Here is an 18,280-nt window from a genome sequence, read left to right as displayed (position 1 = left end):
GACGACATCGAACAGGCCTGCCTGTCTCGCCATGCGGTCTGGCAGCGCAACGATCTGGCTCAGGCGCAGCAGGATTGGCTGGCGGAAGAAGTGCCGGTTGCCCTGGTGTACAACGGCATTTCCCACGTGGTGATGATGGCGACGCCGAAAGACCTGGCGGCCTTCGCCATCGGTTTTTCGCTGTCCGAAGGCATCATCGCCTCCCCCGACGATATCTACGACATCCGCCAGCAACCGGCCTGCAATGGCATTGAAGTGCATGTGGAACTCTCGAGCCGCCGCTTTATGCAGCTGAAAGAGAAGCGCCGCAGCCTGGCCGGCCGCACCGGCTGCGGCGTCTGCGGGGTCGAGCAACTGCAGGAGGTCGCTCAGCCCATCGCGCCGCTGCCTTTCACGCAGCGTTTCGATTTGGCGCTGCTCGATCGGGCGTTGGCGCAGCTGCAGGAAGTGCAAACGGTGGGGAAACTGACCGGCTGCACCCACGCTGCGGCCTGGATCCAGCCGGACGGCGCGCTCAGCGGCGGATGTGAAGACGTCGGCCGCCATGTGGCGCTCGACAAACTGCTGGGTTATCGCAGCCAACAGGCGTGGTTGCAAGGGGCGGTGCTGGTGTCGAGCCGCGCCAGCTATGAAATGGTGCAAAAATCCGCCATGTGCGGCGTCGAGATCCTGTTCGCCGTTTCCGCCGCCACCCGCCTGGCGGTGGAGGTGGCCGAGCGCAGCAACCTTACGCTGGTGGGCTTCAGCAAGCCGGGGCGCGCCACCGTCTATACGCACCCGCAGCGGCTCTGGCAATCGACAACGGCGGCCTAACGCCGCCGGATAAGAATCGACTATTCTCAATAGCAGGACACCAGGAAGCGCCCACGTTATGATAATCCGCCCGCACCAGAACTGGTTTTTTCGCCTGTTCGCCTGGCACGGATCCGTGCTGTCAAAAATTACCTTTCGCCTGTCGCTGAACGTGCTGATGTCGATAGTGGCGGTGATCAGCTACCAATGGTACGAACAGCTCGGCGTGCATTTGACTATCGCGCCGTTCAGCCTGCTGGGCATCGCCATCGCGATTTTTCTCGGCTTTCGCAATAATGCCGGCTACAGCCGCTTTGTCGAGGCGCGCAACCTGTGGGGCTCGCTGCTGATTACCGAGCGATCCCTGCTGCGCCAGATCAAAAGCCTGCTGCCGGACGAACCGGCGGTGCAGCAAAAGGTCGCCAAGCTGCTGATCGCCTTCAGCTGGAGCCTGAAGCATCAGCTGCGCGCCACCGATCCCACCGCCGATCTGTACCACAATCTCAGCAGCAAAGAGCTGGCCGAAGTGATCGCCAGCCCGATGCCGACCAACCGCATCCTGCTGATGCTGGGCCAGGAGATCGGCAAGCTGCGCCGACGGGGGCTATTGAGCGACATCACTTTCGAGCTGCTCGACAACAAGCTGAGCGAGCTGTCCCACGCCCTCGGCGGCTGCGAACGGCTCGCCAGCACGCCGGTGCCGTTCGCCTATACCCTGATCCTGCAGCGCACCGTTTACCTGTTCTGCAGCCTGTTGCCTTTTGCCCTGGTGACCGATCTGCATTACATGACACCGTTTGTTTCGGTGTTCATTTCCTATACCTTCTTATCCTGGGACTCACTGGCCGAAGAGCTGGAGGATCCATTCGGCGTGTCGGCCAACCATCTGCCGTTAAACGCCATTTGCAACACCATTGAGCGCAACCTGCTGGAAATGAATGACCAAAGCCCGCTGCCACCGCCGATGAAACCCGACGAGCACTTTAATTTGATCTGAGCTATTTCACCCGAACACACTGGAGCCGAATGCAATGAATGCAAATACCCCCCTGCCGCAAGCCGTATTCACGCCGGTGACGCGCCATGCCATCTTTATCGTCGCCACCCTGTCGCCCGTTCCCGCCCATCTGGCGGCGGTTCGCGCCTGGTGCGGCGACATCGCCGCCGTGGTGCGTTCGGTCGGCAAACGCGCGCCGGCGGGCAACCTCACCTGCGTCTGCGGCTTCGGCTCCGAGGCCTGGGATACGCTGTTCGGCGCGCCGCGCCCTCGCCAGCTGCATCCGTTCAGCCCGATCGGCAGCGGGGAACGCGTCGCCGTTGCCACGCCCGGCGATATCCTGCTGCATATACGCGCCGATGAAATGGATCTGTGTTTTGAACTGGCCTCTCAGCTGATCGGCAAGCTCGGCGACGCCGTGACGGTGATCGAGGAGGTGCACGGCTTCCGTTACTTCGATCAGCGCGCCATGATCGGCTTCGTCGACGGTACGGAGAACCCGGAAGGGCATGAAGCTTTCGATTACACGGTGATCGGCGACGAAGACGCGGCGTTCAGCGGCGGCAGCTATGTGCTGGTGCAGAAATACCTGCACGACATGCAGGGCTGGAATTCGCTCAGCGTGGAAACGCAGGAGAAGATCATCGGCCGCCATAAGCAGTCCAACATCGAGCTGGATGAAGCGGTCAAACCGTCGTCGTCGCACAGTTCGCTGACCACCATCACCGACGAGCAAGGCAACGAGGTGAAAATTCTGCGCGATAACATGCCGTTCGGCCGCCCCGGCCTGCGCGAGTTCGGCACCTACTTTATCGGCTATGCGCGCTCCCCGCAGCCGATCGAGCAGATGCTGGAAAACATGTTTATCGGCCGCCCGGCCGGCAACTACGATCGGCTGCTCGATTTTAGCCACGCGGTGACCGGCACCCTGTTCTTCGTGCCTTCCGCCCCGCTGCTGGAAGCGCTGGCCGATCGCAGCGGCGCCGAACTGCACTGATTGGCCGAAATGCAGGGCCGCAGCGATCAGCCTTTGGTTATCCTGCGGCCCTGCGCGTCGATCACCGGCTCGCCGTCCTCTTTGCTGAAGGCGCCGCGCTGCGGATCCGGCAGAATCTCCAACACCGCCTCCGACGGACGGCACAGGCGCGTGCCAAGCGGCGTCACCACGATGGGGCGATTGATCAGGATCGGCTGTTGCACCATGAAGTCGATCAGTTGATCGTCGCTCCAGCCGGCTTCGTCCAGCCGCAGCTCGGCATAAGGCTCGACGTTTTTACGCAACAACGCGCGCGGCGTCATGTTCATGTCGGCCAGCAACGCAATCAACCGTTCGCGGCTGGGGGGCGTTTCCAGATACAGAATCACCTCCGGCTCAGCGCCGCTGTTGCGGATCAGCGCCAACGTATTGCGCGACGTGCCGCAGGCGGGGTTGTGATAAATTTTGATGTCGCTCATGTTAGTTGCTCCGGTTATGGCAAAACGGACAGCCGCAGCACCAGCGCGGCCAGGGTGACGAACAGAATTGGCAGCGTCATCACCAGTCCCACGCGGAAATAATAGCCCCAGGTAATGACGATGTTTTTCCTTGCCAACACATGCAGCCACAGCAGCGTGGCCAGGCTGCCGATCGGGGTGATTTTGGGGCCGAGATCGCTGCCGATGACGTTAGCGTAAATCATCGCCTGCCTGATGACGCCTTCCGCGCTGCTGCCGTCGATCGACAGCGCCCCTACCAGCACCGTCGGCATGTTATTCATGACGGAAGAGAGAAACGCGCTCAGGAAGCCGGTGCCGAGCGTCGCCGCCCACAGCCCCTGCCGCGCCAGCGCATCCAGCACGCCGGACAGCAGATCGGTCAAGCCGGCATTGCGCAGCCCATAGACCACCAGATACATACCCAGCGAGAAAATCACGATCTGCCAGGGCGCCCCGCGCAGCACTTTACCGGTATCGATCGCCCGCCCGCGTTTCGCTACCGCCAGCAGCACCAGCGCGCCGCAGGCGGCGACCAAACTCACCGGCACGCCGAGTGGTTCCAGGGCGAAAAAGCCGATCAGCAACAGCGCCAATACCGCCCAACCGGCTCGAAACGTCGCGCGATCGCGGATCGCTTCCCGCGGTACCGGTAAACGCGTCAACGCGTAGCCCGGCGGAATATCCTTGCGGAAGAACAAATGCAACATCACCAGCGTCGCCGCCACGGCGACGAGGTTGACCGGCACCATCACCGCCGCATACTCCGTAAAGCCCAAGTGGAAGAAATCCGCCGAAACGATATTCACCAGGTTGGACACCACCAGCGGCAGGCTGGCGGTATCGGCGATAAAGCCCGCCGCCATGACGAAAGCCAGCACCGCCGCAGGACGAAAACCGAGCGCCGACAGCATGGCGATCACGATCGGCGTGAGGATTAACGCGGCGCCGTCATTGGCGAACAGCGCCGCCACCGCCGCGCCCAACAGGAGCATATAGGTAAACAGCCAGCGGCCCTTGCCGTTGCCCCAGCGCGCGACGTGCAAGGCGGCCCAGGCAAAAAAGCCGCTTTCATCCAGCAACAGGCTGATGATGATGACGGCGATAAAGGTCGCAGTCGCATTCCAGACTATCTGCCATACCACGGGGATGTCGCCGATGTGCACCACGCCGCTCAATAATGCCAATCCCGCCCCGATCGACGCACTCCAGCCAATACCCAGCCCCTTCGGTTGCCAGATGACCAAGATCAACGTCAGAATAAAGATCGCCCCTGCCACTATCATCGCTGTCCTTCCGCCCCTTTAAGTTTACATATTCGATTTTTCATATATGTTTGCGTAAATTTTTTACCGTTACGGGCAACCTTTCGCCACGCGTTGCGCTAACTCCGTCATCTGTTCTGGCCGGCACTGATAAGCCTGCTCAATAATCGCCGCCGCCCAGGCCGGCATATGCGGCGACAGGCGATAATGTATCCATTTACCCTCGCGCCGATCGAGCAGCAGTCCGCTTTCACGCAGCATCGCCAGATGCCTTGAAATCTTGGGTTGCGGCAGCGCCAGTGCGCCCGACAGCTCGCACACGCACAGTTCACCGGCGTGGCGCAACAGCAGCACCAAGGTCAGACGCGTCTCGTCAGACAGGTTTTTTAAACAGCTTCAGCGGCGTCAATGACGGCATGTCACACTCCCGTTAACCTTTCTCTTCACCACAACTCGCTCGTGAAGATACCAGCTTCACATGCGAAAAAACAAATATAAAATGCAAAACGTTGCCCTCCTCACCGAGACATATACTTATCTTTATGCCGTTCTTGCAGGAAGGAGGTACCATGCCGCTCACATTCAAACGTTCGGAAAGGCTCTCCATCGGCACCGAAATAGAGTTACAGCTGGTCGATGCCGAGCACTACGATCTTACGGATCGAGCCGATCGGGTGGTCAGCGCGGTCGGCGACCGCCGGCGCGTCAAGCATGAGCTCACCAAATCGATGGTGGAGCTGAACAGCTCGGTGCACCGCGATCTCGATGAGCTGCACACCGAGCTGCGCGCCCTGACCCATACCGTCCGGCGCAGCGCGCAGCGCCTGGGCTGTGACGTCTGCGGCGGTGGCCGCCACCTGAGCAACGACTGGCGCAAGCAGGTCATCAGCGACAACGCGCGCTACAGGCAGCTGGCCAGCCGTTTTGGCTATCTCTCCAAGCTGGCCTGCGTGTTCGGCCAACACATTCACCTCGGCGTCAACGACGGGGACGAAGCGATGTACCTGTGCCATGCGCTGACGCCCTACTTTCCGCAGTTGATCGCGCTCAGCGCCTCGTCGCCGCTGTATCAGGGGGTCGACACGTGCTTTGCCAGTTCCCGCTTCAGCGCCCAGAACTCCTTCCCCAACTACGGATGCCTGGAACACATCTACAGCTGGCATGAATTCAACGCCTACTACGAACGGTTGAATGCCGCAGGCGTGATTGAAAGCGTCAAGGATATTTACTGGGATGCGCGGCCAAAACCGGAGCTGGGCACGGTAGAGATCCGCATCTGCGATACGCCGCTGCGCCTCACCCACGCCGTGCTGCTGGTCGGTTACTGCCGCCTGCTGGCCAATTTTCTGTTGCAGCACCGCTCACCGATCGCGCCGGAATACGATGCCTTCACCAATTACAACAAGATCAACGCCTATCGCAGCGGCTTTGCCGCCGAATACGTCGATCCCGCGACGCTGCGCCGCAGCAGCCTGACCGCCCACATCCTGCACACTCTCGAAGCGCTGAGCGGTTTTGCCGAGCGACGGGAGGATCGTGCCCTGCTGCAGGCCGTCGAGCGCCATGTCCGCCAGGGCATCAGCGATTCGGAGCATATCCGCCAGATGTTGCACAACGGCCTGCCGCAAGCTCAGGTGATCAAGCGCCTGTGCGATGAGCTGTTGCAGCCTGCAAGTTAAGTTTCGGCTATCGATTCCATACGCCAAAGCCGCTGTTCATTATGTGCTCTTTCGCTACAATCGTGAGCACTGACATTCACCGTATCGAGGACACCATGTACAACTTCTCCCGCTATCAGGCAAAAGAACTGGCGCTGGCTTACATGAGCGGCAAAAAACACGATCTGTCGCCGCAGGAATTTTTGCAGCAGCTGAAAAGCAGCGAGCGATCGTTTGAGCATCTGCTGAAACACGGCAGCGAAATGCCGCGTGACGTGCTGGTTAAAAGCTTCTGAACAGCCGGTTGCCGGCCATTTTCCCTCTACGCCGCCGGTGGCGAGCCTGGCAGGCCCGCGCATTCCCGGCCGTTCATCCCACGTTCCTCATCCTGCCTCGTTTCGCCTTCACAGGCGAAAACCCCATAAATTCGCACCTGGAGGCGAATTCTTGACATATTCGTATCCAGGTGCGAATTTATAGTCATCCCTCCGCAAATAATGGAACACGCCATGCCGACGCCAATCAGCGTAATCAGCGGCGATCTGGTCGATTCCCGCCGATCAGACACCGTCAACTACCTCAATGGGCTGCATAACCTGCTCGATCGGCTGCGGCGTGACGGGCGGCTGCATCAGGTGGAAATCTTTCGCGGCGATGCCTTCCAGGCGCAGGCCGCCCCGGAGGACGGGCTGTTGCTGGCGGTGTACATACGCCTCGCGCTGCGGGCGATGGGCGCCGCGCACTGGGATGCGCGCATCGCCGTCGGGCTGGGTAGCCAACGGCCCGACGCCGCCGGTTACGGCAGCGCCTTTATCAACTCCGGCAGCGCGCTGGACGCCATGGCAAAAAATTGCCGGCTGGCTCTGAAAACCGACAACGATCGGACAAACGCCATTGTCAGCGATCTGCTGCCGATGTTAGATCATGTAATTGGCCGCCTGTCACAGGCCGAAGCGCGCATCGTTCAGGCGAGAATGTTCGCCGACAGTGGCGCCGCCGTGGCGGACCAGCTGCAAAAAGCCGCCTCCACGGTCTCCGCCGCGCTGAAACGCGCGGCCTATGAGGAAATCATGCGGTTTATTCACGCCATTAACAGGATCGTCTGACCATGGATCTGACCTATGCGCCTTTGCTGGCCTGGCTGTTGCTCGTCCATCTGCTGGCGGATTTTCCGCTGCAGCCGCTGAGTTGGGTGGAAGATAAAATCCAACATCGCGCGCGTTCGCGTTTTCTGCTGTTGCACGCGTTGCTGCACGGGGTGCTGGCCGCCTGGGTAGTGGCCGGTTTCGGCCTGCTGCACGGCGGACTGTCTTCACTGCAGGTGCTGGCCAGCCTGCTGGCCATCGCCGTCAGCCACTACCTGATCGATTTGCTGAAAGTCACCGCGATGAACCGCCTGAGCCCGGCCCGCAGCTTTCTGCTCGATCAGGGATTGCATCTGGCGGTGATCGCCTTGCTGTGGCTGGGGCTGACGCCGAATGCCGGTGAACTGCTCGCGGCGTTGGGACGGCAACTGGGGAGTTGGCAAACCGGCCTGGTGCTGGTGGCCTACAGCCTGATTTATCTGCCGATGAGCCTGCTGATTGGGCAACTGCTGGCGCGCTGGACGCCGCAAATGCCGCCTTCGGCCAAGGCCGACAACGACTCGCTGCTGCGCGCGGGCAAACAGATTGGCTATCTGGAAAGAACGCTGATCCTGACCTTTGTGCTGCTGGGGCAAATTACGGCGATCGGTTTTTTGCTGGCGGCCAAATCTATCTTCCGTTTCGGCGATCTGCGCCAAAGTGACGATAAGATGCGTACCGAGTATGTGCTGCTCGGCACGCTGTTTTCCTTCACGCTGACCATCATGCTCGGCCTGCTGGTCAACAAACTGCTGTAGCGGTGCGGGGGCGAAAAATTTCGCCCCCGAAGTGAACGCCGAGGCGGCTTACAGCCACTCGCCAAAGCGGCGGATATAGAAACGCTTCATCAACTGCGCGACCACGCAGTAGCTGACCAGCGTTGCGGCCAACCACGGGAAGTATTCCCACGGCAGCGGCTGCAGGCCAACCAGGGCGCCGAGCGGCGAGAACGGAATGTAGATGCCGAGCGCCATCACCAACCCGGTGGTCAGCAACACCGGCAGCGCCGCGGTGCTCTGAATGAACGGGATCTTCTGGGTGCGCAGCATATGCACCACCAGCGTTTGCGACAGCAACCCCTCAATGAACCAACCGGACTGGAACAGCGCCTGGTGTTCTACGCTGTTGGCAGCGAACACGTACCACATCAGCGCATAGGTCGTAATATCGAAGATCGACGAGGTCGGCCCAATCCACAGCATAAAGCGCCCGATGTTTTTGGAATCCCACTTGCGCGGCTTGCGCAGGAACTCTTTGTCCATCTTGTCCCACGGCAGCGACAGCTGGGAAATATCGTACATCAGATTTTGAATCAACAGGTGGATCGCCAGCATAGGCAGGAACGGGATGAAGGCGCTGGCCACCAGCACCGAAAACACGTTGCCAAAGTTGGAGCTGGCGGTCATGTTCAGGTACTTGATGATATTGCCGAAGGTCTCGCGCCCTTTGATCACCCCCTCTTCCAGCACCATCAGATTCTTTTCCAACAGGATGATGTCCGCCGATTCCTTGGCGATGTCGGTGCCGGTGTCGACCGAAATGCCGACGTCGGCATCGCGCAGCGCCGGCGCATCGTTGATGCCGTCGCCGAGGAAGCCGACGGTATGGCCGTTGCTCTGCAACATTTTCAGCACCCGCGATTTTTGCAGCGGCGTCAGCTTGGTGAAGACCGTGCGTTGTTCCACTTCGCGCGCCAACTCTTCGTCATCCATCTGTTCAATCTGCAGCCCGGAGAGCGGCTCGCCCGGCTCCAGCCCGACGTCCCGGCAAATCTTGCAGGTGATCACCGGGTTGTCGCCGGTCAGCACCTTCACCGTCACGCCGTTTTCCTGCAGTGCGGCGATCGCCTGCTGCGCGCTCTCCTTCGGCGGATCGAGGAAAGTCAGCAGCCCTTGCACCACCATGTCGCGCTCGTCGGCCACGCTCAGCGGTTCGGCCGGGCGCTGCGCATCCAGCTCGCGCGTCGCCAGCACCAGCACGCGGAAACCGTCTTCGTTATACTCGCGGGCCAGCGCCTGCAGCGCCGCACGGCGCGCGTCGTCCAGTTCCAGCGTTTTGTCGCCTTCGCGCACGTGGGTGGCGATCTCGAGCATCTCCTCTACCGCGCCCTTACAGATCAGCTGCTGCTTGCCATTTTCGTCCGCCACCACGATCGACAAACGGCGGCGCACGAAATCGAACGGCAGCTCATCCACCTTGCTGAAACGGCCCAGGGCTTCGATCCCCGGTTTGCCGCGCCCGAAACGGATCACCGCCTGGTCCATCAGGTTCTTCATGCCGCTCTGATGGAAGCTGTTCAGCCAGGCCAGGTGCAACACCTCGTTATCCCTGGCGCCAGTGACGTCGATGTGGTGCTCGAGAATGATGCGATCCTGGGTCAGGGTGCCGGTCTTGTCGGTGCAGAGCACGTCCATGGCGCCGAAGTTCTGAATGGCGTTCAGGCGCTTCACCACCACCTTGCGGCGCGACATGGCGATCGCCCCTTTCGCCAGGTTGGAGCTGACGATCATCGGCAGCATTTCCGGCGTCAGGCCGACCGCCACCGCCAGTGCGAACAGCGCCGCCTCGCTCCAGTCGCCCTTGGTGAAGCCGTTGATCAGCAACACCACCGGCACCATCACCAGCATGAAGCGAATCAGCAGCCAGCTGACGCTGTTCACCCCGCGATCGAACGCGGTTTGCGCCCGCGAACCGACGATCGACTTGGCCAGCGAGCCGAAGTAAGTGCGCCCGCCGGTTGCCACCACCACCGCCGTGGCGGTGCCGCTGGCGACGTTGGTGCCCATCAGGCAGATATTGGACAGCTCAAGCAGCGCGTTCTCGCTGGACACTTCCCCTTCACTCGACTTCTGCGCCACGTTGCCCATGGCATCGTATTTCTCGATCGGGATCGCTTCGCCGGTCAAAATCGCCTGGCTGATGAACAGATCGCGCGAGGCGATAAGACGCACGTCGGCCGGCACCATGTCACCGGCGGAGAGCTGAATGATATCCCCCGGCACCAGTTCGCGGATCGGCACTTCCAGCGTCAGCGGATGCGCGCTGTAGCTGCTGCGGCGCAGCACCGTAGCGGTGGTGCGCACCATCGATTTCAGCGCTTCCGCCGCCTTGTTGGTGCGGTATTCCTGCCAGAAACGCAACAGCCCGCTCAACGTGACCATAGTCAGGATGATGATGACGCCGGTGAGTTCAGTTTCTTCACCGCTCTGGAGCGGCAGCCAATAATCGGTAAAGAAACTGATCGCAGCCAGCACCATCAGCACGAAGATAAACGGGTTGTTAAAGGCCTTGATCAACTGAATCAAGGCATGCGGTGCCTTGTCGTGGGCGACCTGGTTGGCGCCGAACTGCTCCAGCCGCTCATCGGCATCGTCCTGGGTCAAGCCGTTGCGGTTGCACTTCAGGTTCGCCAGCGTTTGGGCGATGCTGTTGGTCGCCTCTTGCGCAATGGCGTAGGTCACCGAGTCTTTATCACGGCGACGCATTCTTTCATTAATCTGAGTCATAACGCTATTCTCTTATTTTCGTTCTGCGCACAGGGAGATCCCGCCCGATAAACAGGTGACTCTGCGCAGAGTGGAATTTTTTAATTAGCGTGACTGAATAGCGTGATTACCCTGTCAGCCACGCAAGAATCATTTCCCTTCCGGGGTCATCGTCCATAACGCCTCCTTAATGCTCCGCGTTATTCAAGGCACTCATGAATAAAACCGAACATATAATCAAGTTAATCAATATTTATATTATTACTCAGACCGGTAATTCGGACGCGACGCGCCAACGCACGGCACTCACGCTTTTTTCCAGACTGACGCGGCAAACAATACCCTCAATTTCTTTTTGCGCGACCGGCGTAGCGGTAATTTCCGCGCACACTTCCAATTGCCCAGGGCTGGCAATATCGGCGCTGCGCAAGGATTGCAGCCGCAAGGCGACGCCGTTCAGCGCCTGCAGAATCAGGGTGCGCACCAGTATTTCATCCTGCTCGCCGCAGGTCACCTGAATGCGATAGCACAGTTCCAGATCGGTCGCCTGCTGGTGCGGCTGCAGGTTGATGCGCTGCGCGGCCTCGCGCAGCAGGATATTGGCGCACAGGATCACCAGCGTGGCGACCACCGCATCCCAATGCTGGCCCAGGCCGCACAGGACGCCGATCCCCGCCGAACACCACAGCGTGGCGGCGGTGTTGAGGCCGCGAATGTTCAGCCCTTCACGCATGATTACGCCGGCGCCGAGGAAGCCGATACCCGAGACGATCTGCGCGGCCACCCGGCCGGCGCTGGCCGGATCGGTGGACATGGAGCTGAGAATGAAGACCGCCGCACCGGTCGCCACCAGCGCATTGGTGCGCAGGCCGGCCATGCGTTGGCGCCACTGGCGCTCGGCGCCAATCACCGCGCCCAGGCACATCGCCAGCAATAAATTTAAAACGAAAGGAGTCATAGCCATGACTTTCCCCTTAATTAATCACAGGAGATAAAATCATGTGCTGTTTAGCACACGCGAAAACGCGCTGAAAATAAATCAGCGAATCAGCGTGTCATGCCTGGAGGGAAAAGGCTGTGGCTGCAGAATACCATAATAACGTCCAACTCAATTCGCCTGAAGCCACCTGGCATCAGGAAACGTTTTCTTATTCGGGTATGCACAGCTCAGAAATAACTGGAGAGGGGTGCTGCCCGCCGATAACGGCAAGCAACAAATCAGAAGAGAATTGGTCAGCTTGCCTTATTTATTTTATTACAACTACAACTGTCCAATTGGGTTTCTCCACTGAAATTTTGGCTGAGTATAGTGACGTCGGGTAATGAAGTAAAGGCTAATTTATTAAACGAAAAATAAACTGGAATACGGCGTTTATATTTCGATGTCACAAATAGAAGATGGCGACATTGGGCGACAGTGCGCTTATCGGTAAACTGCCCTCTTTCATCTTCCAAGGACGCCCCGATGAAACAACGGCTTTCCGCGCTCGCGCTGGCGCTGCTCATCAGTTTTCCCGCCGATGCCTTACTGCTGCAGCAAGGCGACGTGCAATTTGAACTCGACCCTGCCACGCTGCATATCGCCGCAGGCCCGGTGCCGATCAATCTGGCGCAGCCTGCGCAGCAGGTAACGGATCTTACCGCAACGCCACGACGCGCCAGCTGGCGATGGCCGCAACGCGCAATCAACGTCAGCGCCCGTCTGGAAGGCGGCGATCTGCGCCTGAGCTTCAGCAGCGATCGGCCGCAAACCCTGAACTGGTATCGTATGCCACAGGGGGAAACGTTGCTGTTGCCGATCGGCGAAGGCAGCCGCATCCCGCTGGACAACGCGGTCTGGCGTCATTACCTGACGACGGAAATGACGCCGCTGGATACCAACTGGGATCTGAAACTGCCGCTGTGGAGCCTGCAACACCAGGGTAAGGTCTACAGCTGGCTGATGTTGACGCCGTTCAGTAACCAGATAGCCTTCGCCGCCGCGCAGGAAAAGCTGGCGATGCGCGCCAGCCACCAATTCAATCGCTTCAATCAACAACAGGCATTCGAGGTGCTGCTGCACGTCGGCGATGCCCCGCTGTCCGGCGCCCGCCGTTACCGCGACTATCTGCAACAAAACGGCCGGTTCAGCAGCCTGCGCGAGAAGATCAAGCAGGCGCCCGAAGGCGAAAAACTGATCGGCGCTACCCATATCTATCTGTGGGGCGACCAATTGCTGGCGGCGGAAGATGTCAAGGATTGGCCGGGATTACTGCACTACCTCACCTCTCCCGCCGCCGAAGCGCTGCGGCAGAAGATGGACGCCGAGAGCAGAAGCTTGCTGCTGCGGCTGGCGGGAAAAACGCCGGAGGGCTGGCAACAACAACCCCTGATCGACGGCATCAACCGGGCGTTGACGGCGCAGTTCGCGCTAGGCGCAACGCCGGATGACGCCGACTTTCTGCAGGCGCAGCAGCGCCAGGCCGCCGCAGTGCGGGCGCTGGCGCAACGGGAGCTGGGACGCTGGTTAACCCCAGCGGACGGTTGGGGGCAAGGGTTGGCCAAACCGGTGATCGACGCGCTGCGCCAGGCCGGTTTGCCGCGCCTGTGGTTGGGCACCGATAACTGGACCGCCGCCTTCCTGCACCCGCAAGCGGTAGCCGCCGCCAAAGCGGCCGGTTATCTGATCGCCAGCTACGACTCCTACGATACCGCCATCGCGCGCGGCGTCAACGACAGCTGGCTCACCGCGCAGTTACCGACGACGCTGCGGGAATCCTGCGCCATCGTGCGCGCAGACGGCAGCAGGAAACCCGGCTTCGGTAAACAGGGTTATTACCTCAATCCAGGCTGTGTCCTGCCCTATTCTCAACAGCGCATGCGCGAACTGGTGCAATTGGCCGGGTTGAATAGCCTGTTTCTCGATGTGGACGGCACCGGCATGGTGTCCGACGACTATCAGCCCGATCACCCAACCGGCGCGGCGCAGATGGCCGAAGCCCGCAACGCCCGGCTCGCCTGGTTCAGCGCCACCCTTAAGTTGCCGCTGGGCTCAGAGGATGGCAACGCAGTGACCGCGCGCAGCCTGATGTTCGCCCACGGCATGGAAACCTGGGGATTCGGCTGGGGAGATAAACAGATGAATCAGGATAAATCCTCGCCCTATTATCTCGGCGCTTGGTGGCCCAACGCCCAACCGGCGTTTTTCTTCCGCCCCGCCAAAGTGAAACAACCCTACCGTACCGTCGAATTCGATCCGCGTTACCGCCTGCCGCTGTACCAGGCCGTTTTCCACGATGCTATCGTCAGCAGCCACCACTGGAATTACGACAATCTGAAGTTCAGCGACGTTCAGACCACCCGCAGCCTGCTCAGCCAGCTGTACAACACCGCGCCGATGTTCCACCTGAGCCGCGCCACTCTGGCGGCGCGCTTACCGGCGATAAAACGCGCCGACGCCGCCTTCCGGCCGCTGCATCAGGCCTTGTGGGACAAAGCGTTAACCGACTTCCGCTGGCTCGATCGGGACGGCTGGGTGCAACAGACGACGTTCAGCGACGGATCGACCCTGACCGCCAACTTCAGCGCGCAGCCATTCGCCGGCGTAGCGGCCCGCAGCCTGCGCGCCAAACTGGCCGATGGCCGCACGTTCGACGTTGCGCCTTAGCAAGGTCGCCGGCGGTGGGCTACGCTAGGCTATATTTCCGACGACCCGCAAGGAGTGGCCGATGACGCCTCTGATCCACACTCTGCTCGACGAAATTTGGCAAAGCCTGGGGCAGCGCCCCGCCCCCGCCGACCGGCTAACCGTAAGCGGCACCGGCGCATTGCCTTCGGCTTTTCCCGTAACCGAATTGGCTACCGCCGCCTGGAGCGCCGCCGGTTTGGCCTGCGCCGAGTTGCTTCGCCGCGAGGCAGCCGACGCGCCGCAGGTCTGGGTCGATCAACGCCTGGCCTCGCTCTGGTTCGGCTGGACGCTGCGTCCGTTGGGGTGGACGCTGCCTGCGGCCTGGGACGCGCTGGCCGGCGACTATGCGACAACGGATGGCTGGATACGCCTGCATACCAATGCGCCGCACCATCGGCGAGCGGTGGAGCAGGTGCTGGGTTCGGCATCGGATAAAGGCACGCTGGCGGAACGCGTGCTGGGCTGGAAAAAAAGTGAGCTGGAGGAAGCGGTGATCGAAGCCGGCGGCTGCGCGGCCCAAATGCGCTCGGCGGCCGCGTGGCGACAACATATTCAGGGCAAAAGCGTAGCGCTCGAACCGCTGATCCACGCCTCGCTGCAGCCGGAAGCGCCACCGCCGGGCTGGGCGCTACCCATCGCCCGGCCGCTGCATGGCGTACGGGTGCTGGATCTGACGCGCATTCTCGCCGGGCCGATCGCCACGCGTTTTCTTGCCGGTTTGGGTGCCGACGTGCTGCGCATCGATCCCTACGGTTGGGATGAGCCCGGCGTTGAACACGAAGTCATGCTGGGCAAGCGCAGCGCGCGCCTCAACCTGACCAATGCGCACGATCGCCATACGTTTGAACATCTGCTGAGAAACACCGACGTGATCGTGCACGGCTACCGTGCCGGTGCGCTGGAGAAGTTGGGCTATGGCGCGGAGGAAAGGCGCGCGCTGGCGCCGGGCCTGATAGACGTCTGCCTGAATGCCTATGGTTGGAGCGGGCCGTGGCGCACCCGGCGCGGTTTCGACAGCCTGGTACAGATGAGCTGCGGGTTGGCGGAGGCGGGCATGGTTTGGCGCAGCGCCAGTTTGCCGGTGCCGTTGCCGGTACAGGCTCTGGATCACGCCACCGGCTATTTGATGGCGGCGGCGGTGCTGACCGGTATGGCGCAGCGCCTGAGCCGCGGCACCGGCTACCACGCGCGGCTGTCGCTGGCGCGCACGGCGCAGCTGCTGCTGGCGCATCCCTGTTCGGCAGATTATCGGCCGGAACCGCTGGCGCCGGCCGGCCCCGCCGACGAGAACCCGGAAACGGAATTGACTTACTGGGGGGCCGCGCAACGCCTGCGCGCCCCGTTAAGCCTGCAGGGCACGGCGCTGCAATGGGCGCTGCCGGCGACTACGCTCGGCACCTCGCAACCGGAATGGCTACGCCGCTAAATCGCCGCCAACTGTTGCTGCAGCCACTGCAGCAAGCGGGTGACCGCCGGCGTCAACCCGGCGGTCTGCGGCCACACCAGATAAACGTCGTCATCGCTCAGGCGACGGGGCGCGGCCAACGCCATCAGTCTCCCGGCGTCGAGGGCATCCTGCACCAGCAGCTTTTTCGCCAACGCGATGCCAAACCCTTGCTCCGCCGCGCGAATCAACAATCCGGCATCGTTGAACAACGCCTGTTGCCGCCCGCATAACGGCCGCCCCTGCGCGTTGAACCAGTCGCGCCAGGGACTGACGTCGTGCTCGAGCAACGGAATATCGCCACCGTTCTCGAACGCAGCCCCCCATTCTCGCGCCATATCCGGCGAAGCGACCGGCAGCACGTCACCCGACGCGATGCGCTGCGCCTGCAGCCCCGCCCACTGGCCGCTGCCGATGCGGATCGCCGCATCAAACCCACGCTGCGACAGATCCTGCAGCGTCAGCGACGCATCGATATCCAGCGCAATATCGGCGCAGGCTTCATGGAATGCCGGCAGACGCGGCAACAGCCAATAGTGGGCAAAAGACGGCAACACGCTGATGCGCAGCGTCTGGCTTGTCGCCGCACGCCGGGCGCGGGCGACGCCCTGCTGCAGCGCCTGCAGCGCCGGCTCTACCGCCGCCAGCATCTCTTTCCCGGCCGCATTCAGGCGCACACCGCGCCCGCACCGTTCAAACAGCGGATAGCCGACCGCCTGCTCCAGCAACTGAATTTGCTGGCTGACCGCACCGTGCGTCAAATGCACCTGCTGCGCCGTGGCGCGCAAATTTTCCAACCTGGCGGCGATCGCAAAGGTCGGCAAGACATGCAGGGGAATGCGTTCATTCATCATTGGTTAACCATGCTATCCAAAAAGGTTATTTTTCATCGATTTTGACCGGCAGGCAAATGTTCTATGTTTACCCCATCATCCCTGACGCTTTCGGAGCCGCCATGCACCCACGTTTACAACAAGACCTCGCACAGTTTCCGCAGATCCTCGACCACACTCGCCAGTTGGCGGAAGATTTTCTGACCGGGCTGCAGCAACGCTCGGTCTGCCCACCGCGCGATCAACAGCAGCTGCATCCGGGAGACGATCGGCTGGCGGAAAACGGCGAAGGCGCCCTGGCGGCGCTGGATAACTTTTGGCAACGCTATCAGGCCGGCATTTCCGCCAGCGCCGGCCCGCGTTATTTCGGCTTCGTCACCGGCGGCGGAACCCCGGCAGCGGTAGCGGCGGACTGGCTGGTTAGCGTGACAGACCAAAATAGCCTGCTCAGCCATGATACCATCGCAGCCACGATCGAGCTGGCGGCCGTGACACAGTTGAAATCCCTGCTGGGCCTGCCGGAAACGTTCAGCGGCAGCCTGGTCAGCGGCGCGACCATGGCCAATTTCACCGGGCTGGCCATTGGCCGGCAGTGGCTGGGACAACAGCACGGCGTGGATATCGCCCAACAGGGCCTGGCGGCGCTGGGTTCCATCCGGGTATTGTCGGCCAATCCACATTCCAGCAGCGTGAAGGCGCTCAGCATGCTCGGTATCGGCCGCGAGGCGCTGACGACCGTCGCCAGCCTGCCGGACTCGGAAGCCATGGATATGGAAGCACTGGAACGGCAGCTCGCCGCCGGCGCCGGCCAGCCAACGTTGGTGCTGGCCAGCGCCGGTACGGTCAACACCGTCGCGTTCGACGATCTGCCGCGTCTGCTGACGTTGCGGGAGCGTTATCCGTTTTGGCTGCATGTCGATGCGGCATTTGGCGGCGTGGCGGCCTGCTCACCGCTCTACGCTCCAAGACTTGAGGGCTGGCAACATGCCGATTCCATCACTGTCGACGCACACAAGTGGCTGAACGTGCCTTATGACAGCGCGATCCAATTTACCCGCCATTTGGATCTGCAAATGCAGGTATTTCAGAACCATTCGGCCTATCTGGAAGCACCGACATTGCGGCCAGACAACTATCTGCATCTGACGCCGGAGAATTCGCGCCGCTTCCGCGCCCTGCCGCTCTGGCTGACGCTGAAAGCCTATGGCCGCAGCGGCATACGGGATATCGTCGAGCGCAACGTCCGATTGGCGCAGGCGCTGGGGGTGGCGCTGGCAGCCGATGACGGTTTCCAGCTGCTGGCGCCGGTGAATTTGAACGTGGTCTGCTTCGCACTCAGCCATCCACAGGGCGACAGCGAGGCGGCGCGCGATCGTTTTCTCGAGCGCCTGAGCCGGCACGGCGTGGTGTGCTGCACCCCTACGCGTTATAACGGTCAGCCGGGGATCCGCGCCGCACTGGTCAACTGGATGACGGAGGAACAGGACATCCGGCTGGCGTTGGACTCGTTGCGCCATTGCCTGGCGGAAACGGCCTAACGCG

The 18,280-nt window shown here is 61.3% G+C and carries 14 protein-coding genes and 2 pseudogenes; 10 read left to right on the top strand and 6 right to left on the bottom strand.

What is annotated here, in order from left to right; genetic code table 11:
• Positions 1-42: 42 nt before the first annotated feature.
• The 3 genes and pseudogenes from fdhD to L085_RS13335 form a co-directional block, all read left to right on the top strand.
• A pseudogene (fdhD, locus tag L085_RS13345) lies at positions 43-813 on the top strand (formate dehydrogenase accessory sulfurtransferase FdhD); the annotation flags it as partial.
• A 58-nt stretch (positions 814-871) separates the two neighbouring features.
• Positions 872-1,789, top strand: coding sequence for a bestrophin family ion channel (locus tag L085_RS13340; RefSeq protein WP_004935069.1), 918 nt, complete (start codon positions 872-874; stop codon positions 1,787-1,789).
• A 34-nt stretch (positions 1,790-1,823) separates the two neighbouring features.
• Complete coding sequence (locus L085_RS13335; RefSeq protein WP_015378313.1) at positions 1,824-2,786, top strand: Dyp-type peroxidase; 963 nt, start codon at positions 1,824-1,826, stop codon at positions 2,784-2,786.
• A 26-nt stretch (positions 2,787-2,812) separates the two neighbouring features.
• Here the strand turns inward: L085_RS13335 and arsC are convergent, their stop codons facing one another.
• The 3 genes and pseudogenes from arsC to L085_RS13320 form a co-directional block, all read right to left on the bottom strand.
• Positions 2,813-3,244 (bottom strand): glutaredoxin-dependent arsenate reductase, encoded by a 432-nt coding sequence (arsC, locus tag L085_RS13330; protein WP_004935075.1) that lies wholly within the window; start codon positions 3,242-3,244, stop codon positions 2,813-2,815.
• Between the two features lie 14 nt (positions 3,245-3,258).
• Positions 3,259-4,548, bottom strand: coding sequence for an arsenic transporter (locus L085_RS13325; RefSeq protein ID WP_044030952.1), 1,290 nt, complete (start codon positions 4,546-4,548; stop codon positions 3,259-3,261).
• Positions 4,549-4,617: 69 nt separating this feature from the next.
• Positions 4,618-4,945: pseudogene (locus L085_RS13320) on the bottom strand (metalloregulator ArsR/SmtB family transcription factor).
• 151 nt (positions 4,946-5,096) lie between these two features.
• On the opposite strand from L085_RS13320, the gene L085_RS13315 reads away from it, so the two are divergent.
• From L085_RS13315 to L085_RS13300, 4 genes are all read left to right on the top strand, one after another.
• Entirely contained in the window at positions 5,097-6,206 is a 1,110-nt protein-coding gene (locus L085_RS13315; RefSeq protein ID WP_044030951.1) for a YbdK family carboxylate-amine ligase, read from the top strand.
• A 95-nt stretch (positions 6,207-6,301) separates the two neighbouring features.
• Positions 6,302-6,481, top strand: a complete 180-nt coding sequence (locus L085_RS13310; RefSeq protein ID WP_004935085.1) for a hypothetical protein — start codon at positions 6,302-6,304, stop codon at positions 6,479-6,481.
• A gap of 213 nt (positions 6,482-6,694) precedes the next feature.
• Positions 6,695-7,291 carry a hypothetical protein gene (locus L085_RS13305; protein ID WP_015378329.1) on the top strand — a complete coding sequence of 199 codons (597 nt, stop codon included), beginning with the start codon at positions 6,695-6,697 and terminating at the stop codon, positions 7,289-7,291.
• A gap of 2 nt (positions 7,292-7,293) precedes the next feature.
• A complete protein-coding gene (locus L085_RS13300) occupies positions 7,294-8,067 on the top strand; it encodes a DUF3307 domain-containing protein (protein ID WP_044030950.1) in 774 nt (257 codons plus the stop codon).
• 48 nt (positions 8,068-8,115) lie between these two features.
• Here the strand turns inward: L085_RS13300 and mgtA are convergent, their stop codons facing one another.
• Entirely contained in the window at positions 8,116-10,815 is a 2,700-nt protein-coding gene (mgtA, locus tag L085_RS13295; protein WP_044030949.1) for a magnesium-translocating P-type ATPase, read from the bottom strand.
• A gap of 244 nt (positions 10,816-11,059) precedes the next feature.
• A complete protein-coding gene (locus L085_RS13290; RefSeq protein WP_044030948.1) occupies positions 11,060-11,758 on the bottom strand; it encodes an MgtC family protein in 699 nt (232 codons plus the stop codon).
• 501 nt (positions 11,759-12,259) lie between these two features.
• On the opposite strand from L085_RS13290, the gene L085_RS13285 reads away from it, so the two are divergent.
• Both L085_RS13285 and L085_RS13280 read left to right on the top strand, forming a co-directional pair.
• Positions 12,260-14,440 carry a glycoside hydrolase gene (locus tag L085_RS13285; protein ID WP_044030947.1) on the top strand — a complete coding sequence of 727 codons (2,181 nt, stop codon included), beginning with the start codon at positions 12,260-12,262 and terminating at the stop codon, positions 14,438-14,440.
• A gap of 61 nt (positions 14,441-14,501) precedes the next feature.
• Positions 14,502-15,887, top strand: a complete 1,386-nt coding sequence (locus L085_RS13280; protein ID WP_044030946.1) for a CoA transferase — start codon at positions 14,502-14,504, stop codon at positions 15,885-15,887.
• On the opposite strand, the gene L085_RS13275 is transcribed toward L085_RS13280, so the two are convergent.
• Entirely contained in the window at positions 15,884-16,759 is an 876-nt protein-coding gene (locus L085_RS13275; RefSeq protein ID WP_044030945.1) for a LysR substrate-binding domain-containing protein, read from the bottom strand. The two genes, L085_RS13280 and L085_RS13275, sit on opposite strands and share 4 nt — an antisense overlap.
• A gap of 101 nt (positions 16,760-16,860) precedes the next feature.
• Here L085_RS13275 and L085_RS13270 point away from each other — a divergent pair, with 101 nt between their 5' ends.
• On the top strand, positions 16,861-18,276 hold the full coding sequence (locus L085_RS13270) for a pyridoxal-dependent decarboxylase (RefSeq protein ID WP_044032036.1): 1,416 nt from the start codon (positions 16,861-16,863) through the stop codon (positions 18,274-18,276).
• Positions 18,277-18,280 lie beyond the last annotated feature (4 nt).

Origin of the sequence: Serratia sp. FS14 (genome assembly GCF_000695995.1) — a bacterium.
Lineage (GTDB): Bacteria > Pseudomonadota > Gammaproteobacteria > Enterobacterales > Enterobacteriaceae > Serratia > Serratia nematodiphila.
Note: the sequence above shows the minus strand (reverse complement) of the source record. Positions and strands in the feature narration are given on the sequence as shown.